The organism is Geodermatophilus saharensis, assembly GCF_900188205.1.
In the GTDB taxonomy this organism is placed as follows: Bacteria; Actinomycetota; Actinomycetes; order Mycobacteriales; family Geodermatophilaceae; genus Geodermatophilus; species Geodermatophilus saharensis.
Map to the genome: position 1 here is coordinate 517,638 of NZ_FZOH01000003.1, position 19,386 is coordinate 537,023.

At 76.5% G+C, this 19,386-nt stretch carries 20 protein-coding genes; 12 read left to right on the forward strand and 8 right to left on the reverse strand.

The window, feature by feature from the left end:
• The first annotated feature begins 87 nt into the window (after positions 1–87).
• The 4 genes from CHC04_RS10380 (at position 88) to CHC04_RS10395 (ending at position 3,856) form a co-directional block, all read left to right on the forward strand.
• Positions 88–1,227 (forward strand): M24 family metallopeptidase, encoded by a 1,140-nt coding sequence (locus tag CHC04_RS10380; RefSeq protein ID WP_089403810.1) that lies wholly within the window; start codon positions 88–90, stop codon positions 1,225–1,227.
• Positions 1,202–1,687 (forward strand): Lrp/AsnC family transcriptional regulator, encoded by a 486-nt coding sequence (locus CHC04_RS10385; protein ID WP_089403811.1) that lies wholly within the window; start codon positions 1,202–1,204, stop codon positions 1,685–1,687. The genes CHC04_RS10380 and CHC04_RS10385 overlap by 26 nt, the downstream gene beginning before the upstream one ends.
• A 13-nt stretch (positions 1,688–1,700) precedes the next feature.
• Positions 1,701–2,591, forward strand: a complete 891-nt coding sequence (locus tag CHC04_RS10390) for a DMT family transporter (RefSeq protein WP_141233755.1) — start codon at positions 1,701–1,703, stop codon at positions 2,589–2,591.
• Positions 2,592–2,731: 140 nt separating this feature from the next.
• The gene (locus tag CHC04_RS10395) at positions 2,732–3,856 is read left to right on the forward strand and encodes an Rv2578c family radical SAM protein (protein WP_089403813.1); all 1,125 of its coding nucleotides are present in this window, start codon (positions 2,732–2,734) and stop codon (positions 3,854–3,856) included.
• A 22-nt stretch (positions 3,857–3,878) separates the two neighbouring features.
• On the opposite strand, the gene CHC04_RS10400 is transcribed toward CHC04_RS10395, so the two are convergent.
• Entirely contained in the window at positions 3,879–4,742 is an 864-nt protein-coding gene (locus CHC04_RS10400; RefSeq protein ID WP_089403814.1) for a hypothetical protein, read from the reverse strand.
• A gap of 213 nt (positions 4,743–4,955) precedes the next feature.
• On the opposite strand from CHC04_RS10400, the gene CHC04_RS10405 reads away from it, so the two are divergent.
• Together CHC04_RS10405 and CHC04_RS10410 are read left to right on the forward strand one after the other, a co-directional pair.
• On the forward strand, positions 4,956–6,086 hold the full coding sequence (locus CHC04_RS10405) for a carboxylate-amine ligase (protein WP_089403815.1): 1,131 nt from the start codon (positions 4,956–4,958) through the stop codon (positions 6,084–6,086).
• A gap of 44 nt (positions 6,087–6,130) precedes the next feature.
• Positions 6,131–7,003 carry a lysophospholipid acyltransferase family protein gene (locus CHC04_RS10410; RefSeq protein WP_089403816.1) on the forward strand — a complete coding sequence of 291 codons (873 nt, stop codon included), beginning with the start codon at positions 6,131–6,133 and terminating at the stop codon, positions 7,001–7,003.
• 24 nt (positions 7,004–7,027) lie between these two features.
• Here CHC04_RS10410 and CHC04_RS10415 read toward each other — a convergent pair whose 3' ends face one another.
• Positions 7,028–7,555 (reverse strand): GNAT family N-acetyltransferase, encoded by a 528-nt coding sequence (locus CHC04_RS10415; protein ID WP_089403817.1) that lies wholly within the window; start codon positions 7,553–7,555, stop codon positions 7,028–7,030.
• Positions 7,556–7,649: 94 nt separating this feature from the next.
• Here CHC04_RS10415 and CHC04_RS10420 point away from each other — a divergent pair, with 94 nt between their 5' ends.
• The 4 genes from CHC04_RS10420 (at position 7,650) to CHC04_RS10435 (ending at position 12,349) form a co-directional block, all read left to right on the forward strand.
• The gene (locus tag CHC04_RS10420; RefSeq protein ID WP_245817102.1) at positions 7,650–9,170 is read left to right on the forward strand and encodes an amidohydrolase; all 1,521 of its coding nucleotides are present in this window, start codon (positions 7,650–7,652) and stop codon (positions 9,168–9,170) included.
• Positions 9,171–9,351: 181 nt separating this feature from the next.
• Positions 9,352–11,001, forward strand: a complete 1,650-nt coding sequence (gene lnt, locus CHC04_RS10425) for an apolipoprotein N-acyltransferase (protein WP_217897288.1) — start codon at positions 9,352–9,354, stop codon at positions 10,999–11,001.
• Positions 10,998–11,792 (forward strand): polyprenol monophosphomannose synthase, encoded by a 795-nt coding sequence (locus CHC04_RS10430; protein WP_089403819.1) that lies wholly within the window; start codon positions 10,998–11,000, stop codon positions 11,790–11,792. Before lnt ends, CHC04_RS10430 begins: the two co-directional genes overlap by 4 nt.
• A gap of 44 nt (positions 11,793–11,836) precedes the next feature.
• The gene (locus CHC04_RS10435) at positions 11,837–12,349 is read left to right on the forward strand and encodes an FxsA family protein (protein WP_089403820.1); all 513 of its coding nucleotides are present in this window, start codon (positions 11,837–11,839) and stop codon (positions 12,347–12,349) included.
• Between the two features lie 105 nt (positions 12,350–12,454).
• On the opposite strand, the gene CHC04_RS10440 is transcribed toward CHC04_RS10435, so the two are convergent.
• The 5 genes from CHC04_RS10440 to CHC04_RS10460 all read right to left on the reverse strand — a co-directional run bounded on the left by CHC04_RS10440 (position 12,455) and on the right by CHC04_RS10460 (position 16,793).
• A complete protein-coding gene (locus CHC04_RS10440) occupies positions 12,455–12,799 on the reverse strand; it encodes an RNA polymerase-binding protein RbpA (protein WP_073419820.1) in 345 nt (114 codons plus the stop codon).
• A gap of 200 nt (positions 12,800–12,999) precedes the next feature.
• The gene (locus CHC04_RS10445) at positions 13,000–13,719 is read right to left on the reverse strand and encodes a thymidine kinase (RefSeq protein WP_089403821.1); all 720 of its coding nucleotides are present in this window, start codon (positions 13,717–13,719) and stop codon (positions 13,000–13,002) included.
• A complete protein-coding gene (locus CHC04_RS10450; protein WP_089403822.1) occupies positions 13,716–15,056 on the reverse strand; it encodes an MFS transporter in 1,341 nt (446 codons plus the stop codon). The genes CHC04_RS10445 and CHC04_RS10450 overlap by 4 nt, the downstream gene beginning before the upstream one ends.
• A 76-nt stretch (positions 15,057–15,132) precedes the next feature.
• Positions 15,133–16,020, reverse strand: a complete 888-nt coding sequence (locus CHC04_RS10455) for a lysophospholipid acyltransferase family protein (protein WP_089404045.1) — start codon at positions 16,018–16,020, stop codon at positions 15,133–15,135.
• A complete protein-coding gene (locus tag CHC04_RS10460) occupies positions 16,017–16,793 on the reverse strand; it encodes a glycerophosphodiester phosphodiesterase family protein (protein WP_217897289.1) in 777 nt (258 codons plus the stop codon). The genes CHC04_RS10455 and CHC04_RS10460 overlap by 4 nt, the downstream gene beginning before the upstream one ends.
• Positions 16,794–17,163: 370 nt before the next feature.
• Between CHC04_RS10460 and CHC04_RS10465 the strand changes: the two genes are divergently transcribed.
• Positions 17,164–17,448, forward strand: coding sequence for a hypothetical protein (locus tag CHC04_RS10465; protein ID WP_089403823.1), 285 nt, complete (start codon positions 17,164–17,166; stop codon positions 17,446–17,448).
• A gap of 42 nt (positions 17,449–17,490) precedes the next feature.
• Here the strand turns inward: CHC04_RS10465 and CHC04_RS10470 are convergent, their stop codons facing one another.
• Positions 17,491–17,733: a hypothetical protein gene (locus tag CHC04_RS10470; protein WP_089403824.1), complete on the reverse strand. Its 243-nt coding sequence runs from the start codon at positions 17,731–17,733 to the stop codon at positions 17,491–17,493.
• Between the two features lie 593 nt (positions 17,734–18,326).
• Here CHC04_RS10470 and CHC04_RS10475 point away from each other — a divergent pair.
• On the forward strand, positions 18,327–19,382 hold the full coding sequence (locus CHC04_RS10475) for a hypothetical protein (protein WP_089403825.1): 1,056 nt from the start codon (positions 18,327–18,329) through the stop codon (positions 19,380–19,382).
• Positions 19,383–19,386: the final 4 nt, after the last annotated feature.

Sequence of the window (19,386 nt, forward strand, 5' to 3'; positions counted from 1 at the left end):
GACGGTAACGGTCGGGGGATCCCCGGCGGGAGCGGCCGGTGTCCTGCGTCGGTGTCCTGCGTCGGTGTCCGGGGTTAGTGTCCGGGCGTGGCAGACAGCACGGGGGCCCTCGTCAGCATCGACCGGGTGCACGCCGCGCGCGCCGTCGCCGCCGACGTCGGCGTCGACGTCGTCGTCCTCACCCCGGGCTCGGACCTGCGCTACCTGTGCGGCTACCACGCCCACGCCATGGAGCGGCTGACGGCGCTGGTGGTGCCCCGCAGCGGCGAGCCGCTGCTGGTGGTGCCGCGGCTGGAGGCGCCGATGGTCGACGCGAGCCCGGCCGGCACCCTCGGGCTGGACCTGGTCGCCTGGGACGAGACCGACGACCCCTTCGCCGTCGTCGCCCGCGAGACCACCGCCCGGCTGGGCGCCGCACCCGCCCGGGTCGCCGTGGGCGCCCGCACCTGGGCCGAGCACGCTCTCGGCGTGCACCGGGCGCTGCCGGGCTCGGCCCTGGAGCTCGCGACGCCGGTGCTCGACCGGCTGCGGATGGTCAAGACCCCCGCCGAGGTCGAGGAGCTCGCCGCGGCCGGCGCGGCCATCGACCGGGTGCACGCCCGGATGGGGGAGTGGCTGCGGGTGGGCCGCACCGAGGCCGAGGTGGGCGCCGACATCGCCGCGGCGATCCTCGCCGAGGGGCACGTCGCCGTGGACTTCACCATCGTCGGCTCCGGGCCCAACGGCGCCAGCCCGCACCACGAGCTCTCCGACCGGGTGGTGGGCGCCGGCGACGTCGTCGTCGTCGACATCGGCGGGGAGACCGCCACCGGCTACCGCTCGGACTGCACCCGCACCTACGCCGTCGGCGAGGAGCCCGGCGCCGAGGTCGCCGAGTGGTACGCGGTGCTGCAGGACGCCCAGCAGGCCGCGGTGGCCGCTGTCCGGCCCGGCGTCACCGCCGAGCAGGTCGACGCCGCTGCCCGCGACCGCATCGCCGCGGCCGGCTGGGGAGAGCACTTCATCCACCGCACGGGGCACGGCATCGGCCTGGACACCCACGAGGCGCCCTACATCGTCGCCGGCAACGACCTGCCGCTGGAGGCGGGCATGGCGTTCTCCGTCGAGCCGGGCATCTACCTCGCCGGCCGGGCCGGCGCGCGCATCGAGGACATCGTCGTCTGCACCGACGAGGGCGTGCGCGCCCTCAACCAGGGTCCCCGTGCGCTCGTCGTCCTCCCCGGCTGACCCGGGCGGGGACCACCCCGCCACGCCCGACGTCGACCGCGCGCTGCTGGCGATGCTGGCCCGCGACGGGCGGGCCAGCTACACCGAGCTGGCCCAGCGGGTGGGGCTGTCGGTGTCGGCGGTGCACCAGCGGGTGCGCCGCCTCGAGCAGCGGGGGCTGATCACCGGCTACCGCGCCACGGTCGACGCCCGGCTGGTGGGCCTGGGCCTGACCGCGTTCGTCGCCATCACCCCGCTGGACCAGGCCCACGCCGACGACGCCCCGGCCAAGCTGGTGCACCTGGACGCCATCGAGGCCTGCTACGCGGTGGCCGGCGTGGAGAGCTACCTGCTCAAGGTCCGGGTGGCCTCCCCGGAGGCACTGGAGGCGCTGCTGCGGGAGATCCGCACGACGGCGAACGTCAGCACCCGCACCACCGTCGTGCTGTCCACCTCCTACGAGGACCGTCCTCCCGTCTGAACCCGGAGGACCGGTGTCGGAAGCCGACGTGGGCCGCGGGGTCGGCGAGCACCTGCCCGGCACGCTGCTGGCCCTGCTCGCCGCGGTGCTGTTCGGGGTGGGGTCGGTGCTGCAGCACCAGGCGGCGGCCCGGGCCGCGACCGGCGGGCGGCTGCGGATGCGGGCGATGGTGCGCCAGCGCACCTGGCTGCTGGGCCAGGCGACCACCACGAGCGGGACCGGCGCCCAGGTCGCCGCGCTCGCCCTCGCCCCGGTGTCGCTGGTGCAGCCGCTGCTCGCCGGGGAGCTGGTCGCCGCCCTCGGGGTGCGGGCGGTGCGCACGCGGCGGTCCCCGAGCCGCCGGGAGTGGACCGGTGCGCTGCTCACCGTGGGCGGGCTGGTGGTCTTCGTCGTGGCGGCCCGCCCGGGCCGGGCGACGGGCGGGCCGCCGCCGGCGTGGGCGTCGGTGGCCGCGGTCGCGGTGGTGCTGCTCGCCGTCGCGCTCACCGCCCGGCTCGGCTCCGGCAGCGCCGCCGCGCTGGCCTGCGGCGTCACCGGTGGCCTGGCCGCCGGGGTGGCGGCGGTGCTGGTCTCGGCGGCGCTCGGCGTGCTCACCGCCGACGGGCCGGCCGCCGCGCTGCTGCGGCCGGAGCCCTACGGCGCCGTCGTGGCGTCGATCGTCGCCCAGGTCGGCGCGCAGCAGGCCTACGGCCGCGGCTCGCTCAGCTGGTCCCTGCCGGCCCTGGTGGTGGTCGACCCGCTGGCCGCGGTGCCGGCGGCCCGGCTGCTGCTGGGGGAGCACCTCGAGCCCGGGCACGCGCTGGTGTGGGGGCCGGCCGGGCTGGTCGCCGTGGTCGGCGTCGTGCTGCTCACCCGCACCGAGCGGCGGCCGCCGCCGGTCCCGGCACCGACGGGCGGGAGCTGAGGCCAACCGCCGCCGGAGCACCCCGGACCCCTCCTGACCGTTATCCCCAACTTGCGACCAACACCGCCGCCAAGCCGGACCGCAACGGGGACCCGGGGAGGCGACTGGACATCCCGTCGAACGTGTGTTCGCATCGGTGCGTGCGGTGGGAGGGGCAGCGGCTGGACGCCGAGGACGGGACGCTGCTGCCGGGCATGCCGAGCGCGCGCGGTCTGCTCCGCAGCGTGCAGGTACCGGAGTTCCCGGGGGTGACGCTGCACGAGGTGCTGGCCCGGTCGGCGCTCAACGAGGTGCCCGCCGACTCGCGGATGCCGTTCCGCTACACGATCAACCCGTACCGGGGCTGCCTCCACCAGTGTGTGTACTGCTTCTCGCGGTCGACGCACGAGTGGCTGGACCTCGACAGCGGCCGCGACTTCGACACGCAGATCGTCGTCAAGACCAACCTCGTGCAGGTGCTGCGGCGGGAGCTGGCCCGGCCGTCGTGGCGCCGCGAGCACGTGGCGCTGGGCACCAACACCGACCCCTACCAGCGCGCCGAGGGGCGCTACCGGCTGATGCCGGGCGTGATCCGCGCGCTGGCCGACTCCGGAACGCCGTTGTCCGTCCTCACCAAGGGCACGCTGGCGCGCCGGGACGTCCCGCTGCTGGCCGAGGTCGCCCGCGACGTCCCGGTGGGCTTCGGCGTCTCGCTGGCCATCTGGGACGACGACCTGCACGCCTCCCTCGAGCCCGGGGTGCCCTCCCCGCGGGCCCGGCTGGACCTGGTCCGCGCGGTCACCGACGCCGGCCTGCCGTGCGGGGTGTTCCTGGCGCCGGTGCTGCCCGGCCTGACCGACCGGCTCGCCGACCTCGACGCCGCCCTGGCGGCCGTCGCCGCGGCGGGCGCCACCGGTGTCACCGTCGTCCCGCTGCACCTGCGTCCGGGTGCCCGCGAGTGGTTCTCCGCCTGGCTGGCGCGCGAGCACCCTGCCCTGGTGCCGCGCTACCGGCAGCTCTACCGGGGCGGCGCCTACGTGCCGGCGGACTATCGCTCGTGGCTGACCGAGCGGGTGGGGCCGCTGCTGCGCCGGCACGGCCTGGACCGGCACGCGAGTGCGCAGGCGCGGGCCGGGCAGCCGCCGTTGGGGGTGCCCGGTGACGGCGAGGCCGCGTTCCCGGCCGGCAGCCTGGCACCGGCCGGGGAGGTCCGGCCGGTGCAGCGCGGCAGGAGGCGCGCGGCGCCGCCGCCGGAGGGCGTCCCCGGGCAGCTGTCGCTGCTCTGAGCCGCGCGGGGGAGGGGAGGGGTCAGTCCGCGGGCGTCGCCGGGGCCGCGGACGCCCGGTTGGCGCGCGCGGCCCGCTCGGCCCGGACGGCCCCGCGGGGGGCCACCGGCTCGGTGCCGGCGGCCAGGGCCAGCCGGCGGTAGGAGTCGTAGGACAGCGTCTCGTAGACCGCGGCCAGCGCCTCGGCCTGCTGCCGGCGCCGGCCGGTGGTCGACCCGCGCAGGTACAGCGCGGTGCGCACGGCGTGCTTGGCGAAGGTGACCTGCAGCGCCTGGCTGGACAGCCGGCCGCCCACCTCGGAGGCGAAGCCCGGGCCGCGGCGCAGCGCCGGCAGCACCCACACGCTCGCCGCCAGCGCGGGGAACCGGTTGCGGACCGTCTCCCAGGCGTGCCAGGCCGTCAGCGCGCCGGGCACCGCCCACTCGCCGTCGTCGGTGCGCACCACCAGCCGCCGACCGGTCGGGTGCACCTGGTCGCGGCGCAGGTCGCGGAAGGTGCCCACCGGTGCCGGCCAGTGCAGCGCGATCGCGCACCAGACGACGGTGCGCAGGTGCTCGGGCTGCTCGCTGCGGACCTCGGTCAACGGCCGCAGGTCCAGGCTGCGGGGGTCGGGCTCGGGGGTCGGTGGCGTCGGCAGCGGGACACCGCCGTAGCGGGCGACCTTGCTGTAGAGGGTGACGGTGGCCGGCTTCCAGCCGCGGGCCGTGGCGACGTCGTCCATCCCGCCGCTCGCCAGCTCCTCGGGGCCCAGCCCCAGCTCCAGCGCGGCGTCGACGAGCCGCCGCCACTGCACGGCGTAGCCCTCGGGGGGTTCCAGGCGGGCCCACTCGCGCGCCGCGGGCACCGACGGCATCTCCGGGAGGGGGCCCTGCCACGTCCGGCTCACCCTCTCATCATAACCGTTATCCCTAAGTATACGAATCAATAACAGACGCAAGAACCAGGACCGCGAGCAACGACACAGCCAGCACTCGACCGAGCAGGCCCGACCGGCCCCCGGGGGACCCTCGGGACTCCGGCAGCGCCGCCACGGTCGACCCGATCCCGGTCCGGGAGGCGCCCCGGTGCGGTGCCGCCGTCGCGCCGGAACGATGTCCGCGTGCGCACGGTGGGGGTCGAGGAGGAGCTGCTCGTCGTCGACCCGGCCGGGACGCCGGTGCCGCTGGGGCCCGAGGCGCTCGAGGTGGCCTCCCGCCGCGGGGAGGGGGAGACCCCGGAGGAGCACGAGCTCGGCGGCGACGCGGAGGGCTCGACGGGGCACCTGGTGCCCGAGCTCAAGCGGCAGCAGCTGGAGCTGGGCACCGCCGTGTGCAGCGAGCTGGGGCAGGTCGACCGGCAGCTGCGCTCCTGGCGGGGCCGGGCCGACGCGGCCGCCCGCGCGGTCGGGGCGCGGGTGGCCGCGCTGGCGAGCTCGCCGGTCGCCGTCGCCCCGGAGCCGACGCCGGGGCGACGCTACGGCCGGATGGAGGAGACCTTCGGCCTGCTCGCGCGCGACCAGCTGACCTGCGGCTGCCACGTGCACGTGTCGGTCGCCGACGACGAGGAGGGCGTGGCCGTGCTCGACCGGATCCGGGTGTGGCTGCCGGTGCTCACCGCGCTGAGCGCCAACTCCCCGTTCTGGCTCGGCGCGGACAGCGGCTATGCCAGCTACCGGTCGCAGGAGTGGAGCCGCTGGCCCTCGGCGGGAGCCGCCGAACCCTTCGGGGACGCCGCCGGCTACCACCGGCTGGTCGAGGACCTGGTGGCGACCGGGACGATCGTCGACGCCGGCCAGGTGTACTTCGACGCCCGGCTGTCGCGCAGCTGGCCCACGGTGGAGGTGCGGGTGGCCGACGTCGCGCTGCGGGTCGCCGACGCGGTCACCCTGGCCGGGCTGGTGCGTGCGCTGGTCGACACCGCGGCGGAGGAGTGGCGGGCCGGGACGGCGGTGCCGGCGGTGCGCGCGGAGGTGCTGCGGGTGGCCGCGTGGCGGGCGGGCCGGTCGGGGACGAGCGGGGACCTGGTGCACCCGCGCACCGGGCGGCCGGCGCCGGCCGCCGACGTGGTCGGGGCGCTGCTGGCGCACCTCGGGCCCGCCCTGGAGGCGACCGGGGACCGGCAGCGGGTCGCCGACGGCGTCGCGGCGGTGCTGGACCGGGGTACCGGGGCGGAGCTGCAGCGGCGGGTGCACCGCCGGACCGGGGACCTGGCGGCCGTGGTGCGGGCGGCCGCGGACCTGACGCTGGCCTGAGCGGCCGTCAGGAAGTCCCCAGGCGGTGCGGTTAGGGTCCGGCCATGGACACGGTGAGCTGGCGGGACGTGGTCCGGCGGGGGCTGCTGGGGCCGCGGCCGGACCCGCGCGACCGTCCCTACCGGCTGGTGATCCGGCTGGCGCTGGTGGTCTTCCGGCTGCTGCGGCTGCGCTTCGACGTCCGCGGCTGCGAGCACGTGCCGCCGTCGGGTGGGGCGGTGCTCGCCAGCAACCACGTCAGCTACCTGGACTTCACCTTCCTCGGCCTCGCCGCGCTGCCGCAGCACCGGCTGGTGCGGTTCATGGCCAAGGCCTCGGTGTTCGGGCACTGGTTCACCGGGCCGTTCATGCGGGCCATGCAGCACATCCCGGTCGACCGCACGGCCGGCGCGGCCGCCTTCGACGCCGCGGTGCGGGCGCTGAAGGACGGCCAGGTCGTCGGCGTCTTCCCCGAGGCGACGATCAGCCAGAGCTTCACCGTCAAGGACCTCAAGGCCGGGGCGGCGCGGATGGCCGTCCAGGCCGGGGTGCCGATCCTGCCGGCCGCCGTGTGGGGCGGGCACCGGGTGGCCACCAAGAAGCGCCCGGTCGACCTGACCCGCGGCCGCGCGGTCACGGTGCTGGTCGGCGAGCCGATCGTGCCCCAGCCGGGCGAGACCCCGGCGGCGCTGCTGGCCCGCACCCGGGTGGCCATGGAGGCACTGCTGGACGAGGCGCAGCGGACCTATCCGCAGCAGCCGGCCGGCCCGGAGGACCGGTGGTGGGTGCCGGCGCACCTGGGCGGCACGGCGCCCACCCTGGCGGAGGCCGCGGCGCGCGACGTCGAGGACGCCGCCGGCCGGCGGGTGCGCTCCCGGCGCCGGGCGCGGCTGCGGGCCCGGCTGACCGGCCGGCGCCGGCCACCGGCGGCCGCCTGAGCCGAGGGCGGGTGCCCGGGCGGGTCAGTCGACCACCGGCGGGGCCATCAGCCGGAACGCCTCCAGCTCGACGTCGTACCAGCGGCGCATGCGGCCCAGCGGCTGCATGCCCAGCCGCCGGCAGACGGCGACCGAGGCGGTGTTGCCGGGCCGGACGACGGCGTAGACCTCGGGCAGCCCGGCGCCGAAGGCCCGTTCCACCACCGCGCGTGCGGCCTCGGTGGCGTAGCCGCGCCCCCAGCAGTCCGGGTGCAGGTGCCAGCCCACCTCCACCTCCCCGACCCCGTGGGGCAACGGCTTGAGCAGCAGGGTGCCGGCGACGACGGGCGGCTCACCGCGGACCTCGATCGCCCAGCACCCGAAGCGCGGGTCGGCGCGGGTCACCTCGGCCCACCGGCCGACGAGCTCCACCGGCCCGACCGAGGGGGTGCCGCCGAGCCAGCGGGTGACCTCGGGGCGGGCGTAGATGTCGGTGAGCCGGGCGAGGTCGTCGCGGCAGGTGGTCCACGCGCGCAGCCGCAACCGGGTGGTCAGCAGCTCCCCGTCGGGCACCGGTCCTGCCTACCGCCGGCACCGGGCCCCGGCCACCCGGAGCAGGAGCCACCCGGAGCGGGGCCGCTCCCGGGGCGGCGGCATGCTCAGCGCCATGAACGCCCCGCCCGACCTGCTGATCCGCGACGTCACCGTCGGCGACCGTCCCGGCCGGGCGGTGCACGTCGTCGGGGGGCGGATCGCCTGGCTCGGCGCGGCCGGCGACGCCCCGGCCGCCGGGCGGGTGCTGCCCGGGGACGGCGCGCTGCTGACCCCGGCGTTCGTCGACGCCCACGTGCACGCCACCGCCACCGGGCTGGCGCTGACCGGCCTCGACCTCCACTCGAGGTCGAGCCTCGCCGACGCGTTGGCCGCCGTCGCGGCGGCCGCGGCGAGCGCTCCGGCCGGGGTGCTGCTGGGCACGGGCTGGGACGAGACCGGCTGGCCGGAGGGCCGGGGCCTCACCCGCGCCGACCTCGACGCCGTCGTCGGCGACCGGCCGGCGTACCTGGCGCGGGTCGACGTGCACTCGGCCACGGTGTCCACCGCGCTGCTGGACCGGGTGCCCGGGATCGCCGGCCTGCCGGGCTTCTCCGCCGACGGGCAGCTGCGCCTGGACGCCCACCACGCCGCCCGGCAGGCCGCCTACGGCGCGGTGAGCGCACCGCAGCGTGCCGCCGCGCAGGCCGCCACGCTGGCCGAGGCCGCCCGGCTGGGCATCGGCAGCCTGCACGAGATGGCCGGGCCGGAGGTGTCCAGCGCCGCGGACCTGCGCGCGCTGCTGGCCCTGGCCGCCGAGCGCCCCGGACCGCGGGTGGTCGGCTACTGGGGGGAGCTCGCCGAGCGCGGCGGGCTGGACCTGGTCGCCGACCTCGGCCTGGCCGGCGCCGGCGGCGACCTGTTCTGCGACGGCGCCCTGGGCTCGCACACCGCGGCGCTGGGCAGCCCCTACCGCGACCGCCCCGACACCGCCGGGGCGCTGCGCTTCGACACCGCCTCGCTGGTCGGCCACGTCCGGGCCTGCACGGTGGCCGGCGTGCAGGCGGGCTTCCACTGCATCGGCGACGCCGCCGTCGACCAGGTCCTCGACGCCGTCGGCGCGGTGGTGGCCGAGCTCGGCGCGGCCGCGGTGCGCGGCTGCCGGCACCGGCTGGAGCACGTGGAGATGGCCGGCCCGGAGGCGGTGGAGCGGATGCGGGCCTGGGGGATGGTGGCCAGCGTGCAGCCGGCCTTCGACGCCGCCTGGGGCGGGGACGCGGGCATGTACGCCGAGCGGCTGGGGGTGGCCCGGGCGCTGGCGACCAACCCGTTCGCCGACCTGGCCGACGCCGGCGTCGCGCTGGCGCTGGGCAGCGACGCCCCGGTGACACCGCTGGACCCGTGGGGCGGGGTGCACGCCGCGGTCGACCACCGCACCCCCGGCGCGGGCCTGCGCCCCTTCGACGCCTTCGACGCGGCCACCCACGGCGGCTGGCACGCCGTCCGCGCCGAGACCCCGGCCGGGCCGCTGGCCGTCGGCGCGCCGGCGGACCTGGCCCTGTGGGCCACCGACGCCGCGCTGGCGTCGGTGCTGGGCTCGCGGGCCCGGCCGGCGTGCGCGCAGCTGGTCGTGGCCGGGGAGGTCCTGTCGCTGTAGCGGGTGGACACCTCAGGTGCGGTCACCGCACGCACGGGGGACCGCCGCCGGTCGTGCGCCCGGTCGGGCACCGCGGGATGGGATGCTGGTCGGTGGACCACGCCGTGGTCCGTGCCCGCGGCCGCGCCCGGGCGCGAGGGCAGCCGCGGGTCCGCGGCACGACGTCGCCGGGAGGGCAGCGGTGCCACCAGCAGCCGCGGCGGGCACGCTCGACGCCGCCTCCGGCGCACCCGAGCGCTCCGGTCGGGCCAAGCGGGGGTGGCCGGCGTGGCGGGAGCTGGCCGGGCGCACGCTGCTGGCCGCCGCCGGCGGGGTCGCGGCGCTGCTGGCCTTCCCCGGGTACGCGCTGCTGCCGCTGGCGGTGCTCGCCCCCGCGGCGCTCGCGCTGGCCGTGCACGGGCAGCGCGCCCGGGTCGGCGCCTGGCTGGGCCTGGTGTGCGGGCTGGCGTTCTTCGTCCCCCTGCTGTCCTGGACGGGCGTCTACGTCGGCGCCTTCCCCTGGCTGGCGCTGGCCGTCTCCCAGGCGCTGTTCGTCGCCGTCCTGGGCGCGGCGACGGCGGCGGTGTCCCGGCTGCGCTGGTGGCCGCTGTGGACCGCGGCGCTGTGGGTGGCCGACGAGGCGCTGCGCGGCCGCGTGCCGCTGGGCGGGTTCCCCTGGGGCCGGCTGGGCACCAGCCAGACCGACGGGCCGCTGCTCGCCCTGGCCGCCTACGGCGGGGTGCCGCTGGTCTCCTTCGCGGTGGCGCTGACCGGCACGCTGCTGGCCGCCGCGGTGCTGGCCCTGGCCCGGTCCCGCACCACCACCGCCACCGCCGCCGGGGGCCGCCGGCCCGCCCGGCGGGCGGCGGCCGCGGCGCTGGCGGGCGCGGCGGCGGTCCCCCTGCTGGGGGCGGCCGCGTGGCTGCCGCTGCCCGGCCCCTCGCTCACCGACGGCGGCCCGACCCGCACCGTGGCGGTGATCCAGGGCGACGTGCCCGAGGCCGGGCTGGAGTTCAACGCCCGCCGCCGGGCGGTGCTGGACAACCACGTGCAGCGCACCCTGGAGCTGGCCGAGGCGGTCGCCGCCGGTGAGCGGGCGCAGCCGGACCTGGTCGTCTGGCCGGAGAACAGCTCCGACATCGATCCCTACACCAACGCCGACGCCGCGGCGCAGATCAGCCGCGCCGCCGCGGCGATCGGCGCGCCGCTGCTGGTCGGTGCGGTGGTGGAGGGGCCGGGGGAGTACCTGTCCAACACCGGGATCGTGTGGGACCCGCGGACCGGGCCGGGTGCGACCTACGTCAAGCGCCACCCGGTGCCGCTGGCCGAGTACGTGCCCGCCCGCGCCTTCTTCCGCTTCTTCAGCGACAAGGTCGACCTCGTCCGCCGCGACTTCACCTCCGGCACCGAGGTCGGGGTGCTGGAGATGGGCGGCGCGCGGGTCGGTGACGTCATCTGTTTCGAGGTGGTCTACGACTCCCTCGTCGCCGACACCGTGGAGGCCGGCGCCGGCATGCTCGTGGTCCAGACCAACAACGCCACCTTCGGCTACACCGACGAGAGCGAGCAGCAACTGGCCGCCAGCCGGCTGCGGGCCGTGGAGTTCGGCCGCACCGTCGTCGTGGCCGCCACCAGCGGCATCTCCGCGGTCGTGGCCCCCGACGGCTCCCTGGTCCGCCGCTCGGAGCTGTTCACCCCGGCGGTGTTCGTCGAGGAGGTCGCCCAGCGCGACTCCACCACCGTCGCCGCGCGCCTCGGCGCCGCTCCGGAGTGGGCGCTGAGCGCGCTCGGCGCCGCCGCGGTGCTCGCCGTCGCCGTCCCCGCGCTGCGCACCCGCCGGAGCGGCCGGTGAGCGCCGCGCCGCGGGTCCTCGTCGTCATCCCCACCTACGACGAGGTGGAGAACCTCGAGGCCGTCGTGGACCGGCTGCACGACGCCGTCCCCACCGCCCACGCCCTGGTCGTCGACGACGGCTCACCCGACGGCACCGGCGAGCTCGCCGAGAAGCTGGCGGCCGAGGACGCCCGGGTGCACGTGCTGCGGCGCACGGAGAAGTCCGGGCTGGGCCCGGCCTACGTCGCCGGGTTCCGCTGGGGCCGCGCGCACGGCTACGACGTGCTGGTCGAGATGGACGCCGACGGCTCCCACCGCCCCGAGCAGCTGCCGCAGCTGCTGGCCGCACTGGAGGACGCCGACCTGGTGCTGGGCTCGCGCTGGGTGCCCGGCGGGCGGGTCGAGGACTGGCCGCGCCGGCGGCTGCTGCTGTCGCGGGTGGGCAACCTCTACACCCGCTGGGCGCTGCGGCTGCCGCTGGCCGACGCCACCGGCGGGTTCCGCGCGGTGCGGGGGGAGCTGGTCGACCGGCTGCCCTTCGAGGAGGTGGCCAGCCAGGGCTACTGCTTCCAGGTCGACTGGGCCTGGCGGGCGGTGCGGGCCGGGGCGCGGGTGACCGAGGTGCCGATCACCTTCAGCGAACGCGAGTTCGGGCGGAGCAAGATGACCGCCTCGATCGTTGAAGAGGCGTTGGTACGGGTCACGTGGTGGGGCCTGCAGGACCGGCTGGCCGACCGGCTGCCGGGACGGGTCCGCCGCGCCGTGCCGGGACGGGTCCGCGACGGCGGGCGGTCCAGCGAGGCCCGGTAGGCGGGCCCGGGCCGCCCGCGCAGCGGGCCGGGGAGAGACACACCGTGGGACGAGCCGCAGGACGCCGGGTCCGGCTGCTGGCGGGGTTGTGGGCCCTCGCCGAGATCGCCGTCTTCGTACTGGTCGCGGGCTGGATCGGGGTGGGCGCGACGGTGCTGGCCGCGCTGGCCACCACCGTGCTGGGCTGGGCGCTGCTCGCCCGCCAAGGTGGCCGGGCGCTGGGCGAGCTGGCGCAGCGCGCCCGGGAGCACCGGCCGCCGGGACGGGCGGCCTCCGACGCCGGGCTGGTGGCCGTCGGCGGAGTGCTGATGGTGCTGCCGGGCTTCCTCGGTGACCTGGTCGGGCTGCTGTGCCTGCTGCCGGTCACCCGCCCGCTGGTGCGCGCCGCCGTCGGCCGCGGGATCGCCGCGCGGCTGGGGCTGGTCCCCGCCGGGCCGGTGCGGGTGCGCAGCGCCCGTGTACCCGGCGCCACCATCCCGCGCCCGTCGGGCGCCACCCGGGTGATCGAGGGCGAGGTCGCCGGCGACGTCGTCGACACCGGCCCCCGCAGCACCTGACGGGTCGCCCGGGAACCCACCGGTCCCCGGACGCGGAACGGCCCCGGTGGGGTGTCCCACCGGGGCCGTTCCGCGTCGTACGAAGGTCGTGCAGGGGATCCGTGGTCAGCTGGCGCGGGTCCGCCGGCCGCGCAGCACCTCGAGGCGCTCGGCCAGGACCTCCTCGAGGTCCTCCACCGAGCGGCGCTCCAGCAGCATGTCCCAGTGGGTCCGCGGCGGCTTGACCTTCTTGGGAGCCGGCTCGGCGCCGCCGACCAGCTTGGCCGCCGCCCCGTCGAACTTGCACTCCCAGGTGTCGGGCACCTCGGCGTCGTCGGCGAAGGGAACGGTGAACTGGTGGCCCGAGGGGCACTTGTACTCGACGTACTGACGCTCGATCGGAGCGGTGTTCCGCTCGGTCTCGTAGCTGACGCTGCCCAGTCGGCTGCCCCGCAGGGAACGCTCGCCCATGGCACACCGTCCTCTCGTGCTGGTGGTGTCGGTCAGGTGTCCTCGTCGCAGCAGGCAGTACCCACCGCGCGGGGAGTCAAGGAGACCAACGACGGATTTCGCGGAGAGATTCCGCTGAGTCGGTTCCCCATCATCGCATGGAGTGGTATCGGGGCGTGCAGCGACCCCCGGACTGGGGAGGGACGGCACCACGCCGAGGCTCAGGGCAGCTCGAGCTGCCCCGGGCCGGCCGCGGTGGGTCCCAGCTGGCCGAGCACGTGGTGCCGCCGGCACAGCACCTGGTAGTGCACCTCGGGCCCGGGGGTGGGGTCGGCCTCCGGCACCGGGGTGGGGGCGGTGTCGGCGACGACGACCGTGGCGCCCTCGCGCACCATCTGCCCGTCGACGACGCGGGCGTTGAGCAGCCCGGGCGCGCCGCACCAGCACAGCACCTCCACCTGGATGCGCTGCACGTCGTCGGCGACCTCCAGCAGCCGCTGGGTGCCCGGGAACAGCCGGGTGCGGAAGTCGGTGGTCAGGCCGAAGGCGTAGACGTCGACGTGCGAGGCGTCGACGAGCTCGGCGAGCTGGTCGACCTGCCCGGGGGTGAGGAACTGCGCCTCGTCGACGATGAGGTAGTCCACCCGGGTGCCCTCGGCCCAGCGGCCGCGCACCAGCAGCACCAGGTCGGTGGCGGCGTCGACCTCCACCGCGTCGTGCGCCAGGCCCACCCGGGAGCTGATCTGCGGCCGGGCCGACCGGTCGCCCTGGGTCAGCAGCAGCCCCGAGCGGCCCTGCCGGCTCTGGTTGTGGTCGACCTGCAGCGCCAGCGTGGACTTGCCGCAGTCCATGGGGCCGTGGAAGAAGCGCAGGTGCGCCGGGGCGGGGGAGCGGCGGCGGTCCCCCGACGCCGGCACCGACGCCGGTGCCGGACCGCTCACAGCCGCTCGGGCGGGGTGTTGCCGGCGGCCACGACCGCCCGCCGCATCGGCAGCCGGGCCAGCAGCGCGAACCCGGCCACGAAGAACACCACCAGGCTGATGATCGCGTACCGGTAGGAGCCGGTGAGCTGGTAGGTCAGGCCGAACGCCAGCGGCCCCAGCCAGCTGGTCCCGCGGTCGCTGATCTCGTAGAAGCTGTAGTACTCCGCCTCCCGGCCGGCCGGGATGAGGTGGCTGAACAGCGACCGCGACAGCGCCTGGGTGCCGCCCTGCACCAGCCCGATGACGGCGGCCAGCGCGTAGAACTGCGCGACCGCGCCCTCCTGCAGCCAGTACGCCGCCACCAGCACCGCCGTCCAGGCCACCAGGCAGCCCAGCACGGTGCGCTTGGCGCCGTAGCGGGCCGCCACCCGGCCCAACCCCAGCGCCCCGAAGACGGCGACCACCTGCACCATCAGGATCGCGCCGGTGAGCACCGACTGCGACAGGCCCAGCTCCTCGCTGGCGTAGGTGGCGCTCAGCGAGATCACCGTCTGCACGCCGTCGTTGAACAGCAGGTAGGCGCCCAGGAACCACAGCGTCAGCGGGAACGCCCGCATCCCCCGCAGCGTCGCCCACAGCTGACGGAACCCGCTGGTGGCCGCGCCGTGCCCGGACACCGGGGGCCGGTCGCGCAGCAGGGAGACCGTCACCAGCGTGAACAGCCCCCACCACAGGCCGGCGGTGGCCAGGCAGATGCGCACCGCCTCGCCCTCGGTCAGCCCCAGCGACCCCGCGCCCAGGAACAGCCCCAGGTGGACGGCGAGCAGCAGCGCCCCGCCGACGTAGCCGAACGCCCAGCCGCGGCTGGAGACGGCGTCGCGCTCGTCCGGGGAGGCCAGGTCGGGCAGCCAGGAGTAGTAGACGACGGTGGCCGCGCCGAAGGCGACGTTGGCCACGACGAACAGCGCCGCCCCCAGCAGGTAGCGCCCGTCGGCGACGAAGAACAGGCACGTCGCCGCCAGCGCACCCAGGCCGGCCAGCGCGCCGAGCAGCTGCCGCTTGCGCCCGGTGCGGTCGGCCACGGCGCCGGTCAGCGGCAGCACGACGACCTGCAGCACCACCGAGAACGACAGCACGTAGGAGAACCAGCTGCCCGGCGGGATCGACAGCCCGAGGAAGGGCAGCCGCCCGTCGGCGCCGGCGGCGTCCTCGGCGACGCCGGTCAGGTACGGGCCCAGGAAGACGGTGGTGACGCTGGTGTTGAACACCGACATCGCCCAGTCGTAGGAGTACCAGCCGAAGCGCTCGCGGCGCAGCGCGGGATCGGCGGGCGCTGCCTCGACGTCGGGAGTCACCGGCGCAGGGTGCCAAACGGGGCCGGGCAACTCCAGCACCGGCCGGTCACGGAATGTCCGGCTCCGCGGTGTCGGGTCACGGGACGTCGTCGGGCACGATCCCGCCGGGGAAGGCCGCGACCCCCGTCGTCGGCCGGGTGGGGTCGGGCAGCAGTGGCCGGCCCGCGGCGCGCAGCGGCACCAGCCCCCGGGTGATCGCCGCGGCGATGCGCATCCGGGCCCGGTGGGCGTCCCCGACCCGGCCCACCTCCAGGTCCTCGAGGAACACCGGCGGCCCGACGTGCACCCGCAGCACCGGGCGCCGCCGCAGCGAGCGCCCCAGGGTGCGCAGCTTGGTCACGTCGTTGGCGTAGGCGAGCACCTCCTGCGCGCCCCACTGGCTGACCGGGAGCACCGGCACCCGCACGCCCAGGGCCAGCCGCGCCATGCCGGTGCGGCCGCGCTCGGGCCACCCGTCGGGGGCCAGCCCGACCCGGCCCTCGGGATAGGCCACCACGTGTCCGCCGTGCACCAGCGCGACCTCGGTCACCCGCACCGCGTGCCGGGCCAGCGAGGTGCCGCGGTCGACCCGGATGCCGCCGGCCCGCTCCAGCAGCGGCCCGGCGACCGGGGCGCTCATGATCCCGCCGGTGGCCATGATCCGCGGCACCACGCCGAGCCGGTGCAGCGCCACCGCGATCACGAAGGGGTCGAAGTCGCCGACGTGGTTGGCGGCCAGCAGCAGCGGCCCGCGGCGCAGCTCCTCGGGGACGGCGCCGGTGACCTCGACCCGGCCGAACAGCTCGACCAGCCAGGAGCAGCGGCGCAGCAGGAACAGCCAGACCGGCCACGGCGGCGCGGCGGCGATCGCCAGCTCCCGGGCGAACCACTCGGGGTCGTCGCGGCGCAGCACCGGCTCGAGGTGGTCCGGCAGCGGGGGCGCCGGCGGCCGCCAGGTGCGCAGCCGGTGCGCCCAGCGGCTCACCGCGGCACCCACTGGCCGCGGGTCCGGAGGATCCCCTTCAGCATGGCCGGGCGGTCGGTCATGATCCCGTCGACGCCGAGGTCGAGCATCGCCGTCGTCTCCTCCGGCGTGTCCACGGTCCACACGTGCACCTGCAGGCCGCGGGCGTGCGCGGCGGAGACGAACCGCTCGTCGACCAGCGCCCGACCGCCCAGCTGCAGCGGCACCTGCGCGCACCCGGCCTGCATGCGGACCAGCCCGGCCGCCCGCGGCGAGTACGACGACAGCCGCAGCGCCGCCACCCCGCGCGGGCCCAGCGACGTGCACACCGACGGCCCGAACAGCCGCCGGGCGGCCGCCACCCGGGCGTCGGAGAACGAGCCCAGGCAGATGCGGTCGGCCATCCCCATCCGGCGGACCGTGCGCACCAGTGGCGCCAGCACGCCGGCGGCCTTGATGTCGAGGTTGAACCGCACGTCGGGCCAGGCGCCGAGCAGCTCCTCCAGCCGCAGCACCGGCTCGCGGCCACCGATGCGCGCCTCGGCGACCTCCGCCCACGTCAGGTGCTCGATGCGGCCGGTGCGGTCGGTGACCCGGTCCAGCGTCGGGTCGTGGAAGACGACGAGCACGCCGTCGGCGGTCACCCGGACGTCGGTCTCCAGGTAGCGGTAGCCCATCGCCACGCAGGCCTCGAAGGCCGGCATGGTGTTCTCCAGGTGCTCGATCGCGCCGCCACGGTGGGCCATCGCCAGCGGTGTCGGCCCGTCGAGGTAGGCGAACCGGGCGGAGGGCACGGGCGACACGCTAGCGGCGGGCCCCGACACGCCGCCGAGCCCCTTCCGAGGCCTCACCCGGGCGTGTCACCCGGGACTGTCGGTGGTGCCGTCTAGCGTCCGGTCCGTGGCAGAACAGCAGGTCCGCGGCGCGGTCGCGCGCACGGTCCGGAAGGCGGTCAGGACGACGCAGCCCGACACGACACGGGCGACGAAGCGAGCGGTCAAGGAGCCCGCCGGGCACCCGACGGCGGATCACCCGGCGGCGGATCACCCGGCGGCGGATCACCCGGCGGCGCACCCGGCGCCGGCGCCCCGGACGGCGGGGCAGGGGAGCGGTACCGACCGCCGCTGCGGCTGGTGCAGCCGTGTCCTGCCCCAGGCGGGGTCGGTGGGCCGCCCCCGCCTCTACTGCGGGCAGGCGTGCCGGCAGCGGGCCTACGAACAGCGGTCGGCGACGGCCAAGGCCGGCCTGTCCGACGACGTCGTGCTCGTCAAGCGCGCCGACCTCGACGGCCTGCAGGACCGGCTGTTCCAGCTCCGCTGCGCCCTCGAGGACGTGCAGACCCTGCTCGGCGAGCGCCACACCAAGGCCGAGCTCGAGCGGTCCCTGGCCGACCTGCTGCACTCCACGGGCCGGCTCGACCGGCTCTGGGTCACCGAGCGCGCCGGCTGATCCGCCCTCCGATCCGTCCCCCGGCCACCGCCGTCGTCCGGCTCAGTCCGGGTCCTGCGTGTCGTCGTCCTGGTCCTCGGGGTTGCCCTGGTCCTCGTTGCTGTTGTCGGGCAGGTTGTCCTGGGAGTCCTCGGACGGGTCGTCGCCGCTGTCGTTGCTGCTGTTGTCGTCGGTCGTGCCGTCGTTCTGCCCGTCCCCGGCTGCCTGGCAGGCGGTCACCGTCGCGCCGCCCCCGAACAGCGCCAGCGCGGTCAGGAGGGCAGCGAGCGGACGTCGGAGTTCCATGCACCCGACCCTAAGCAGGCACCGGGCAGGCCGCCCGTCGAAGCCGCCGACACCACCGCCATTGCGTCACTGTGACGCAATGGCGAGTGACCGAGAAGGTCGGGGGGAGTGGCCGGCCACCGCCTGCGTGCCCGGTCGCGAGGCCGTCTCGGGCGATCTCGAGCCGTCGGCGCCTGGGTCGGAGCCAGCCGGCGGGTCGAGGCGGATGTCTCGACGAACAGGCGCACGGGACGAGCGGGTGCACGGGACGTGAGCGCCGGTCTGCCGGCCGTGGTCGCAGGATGCCGCCGGCGGCGTCCGTGCCGGCGTCGCCGTCCCGCGAACGCCCGGGAGCTCCGTCGGCATCGTCGTGTCATCGTCGTGTCATCGTCTTGTTGTCGTCGTGTCAGCGTGGCGCTCGTGGCACGGCCCGGCGGATCCGTCGGTGACACCCGCCCGGCCGGGCAACTGATCCAGAACCCTTTCCTCAGCACCCGTTCCGTCGCGCCGATAATGCACATTATGTCAAGTAGCGCCCGAGAGGATCATCCCCCGGACGTCATCGACCGTGCAGCGGTGACGCCGTGGTGACGCCACGTCGGCACGCTCGGACGGTGGTCGAACCTCCTCCGGTCCTCCCGCCCCCTCGAGTCGACCTGCGCCACGTCACGGGGCGAGGAGTCTTCGACGGCATCGGGTTCCACTACGCGATCCCGCGGAGCCGCCCGCTGGACGGCAGACCCCTGCGCGTCCTGGTCAGCCAGCACGGCACCCGCAGGACGATCGCCTCGACCGGCGGGCCGCACTACCTGGACCTGCCCCTCCGGGAGGACGACGCCCGCACCTACGACCTGGTCGTCGTGGCGCCGCACTTCCCGAGCGAGGAGGAGGTCGGCACCGACCGGCTGAACGGCGCCAACTTCGAGCAGTTCGACGGGCCTGGGCTGCCGTGGATCCGCGGACTCGTCCACGACCACCTCCCCCGGTTCCTCGACCGGAAGTGGCCGGGTCTCTCCGCGACCGGGGCCATCGACGTCGAGCGGTTCTACTTCTTCGGCCACTCCCGCGGTGGTCAGGCCGTGCACATGTACCTCATGCGGTACGGCGGATCGGACATCTACCGCGCTGCCAGCTGCGGAGGAGAGCTGTTCCAGCGCGACGACTACGAGAGGGAGCCGTCGGACTACCTGACCCGTCTCGACCGCCTCATCCTCAGTGACACGGCCGCGATCATCGGCACCGCCGACACGGCCGCGAGAGGAGGACCGGCCCGCCGGATCGAGTCCGTGCGGGGTTTCGTCATCCGGGAGGTCGGCCAGCGGGTCAGCTTCGCGGACCTGTGCCGACTGCTGCCTGCTCCTCCGGTGCCCCTGCCCCACCGCGACGCCCTGATCCAGTATGAGGACTTCCCGGGCCGGCAGGTGGAGAAGCGCACGTCCCCACTCACCGATGTCGGGTTCACCTTCCGCTGGACGCCGAACGGTGAGCACCTGGGACGCGACAACTACCCGGTGGCCCGCCGCTACCTGTTCGAGGACCGCCCGGCCAAGCCCCTCGCCCTCCTCCGGCAGGCCCTGATCGGCCGCGTCCGCCGTTCTCCGCTGCCCGGCCTGATCGGCCGGCCGCGGCGGACGGCCGAACGGGCGGACGACGACCTGGACGACGACTGACGCC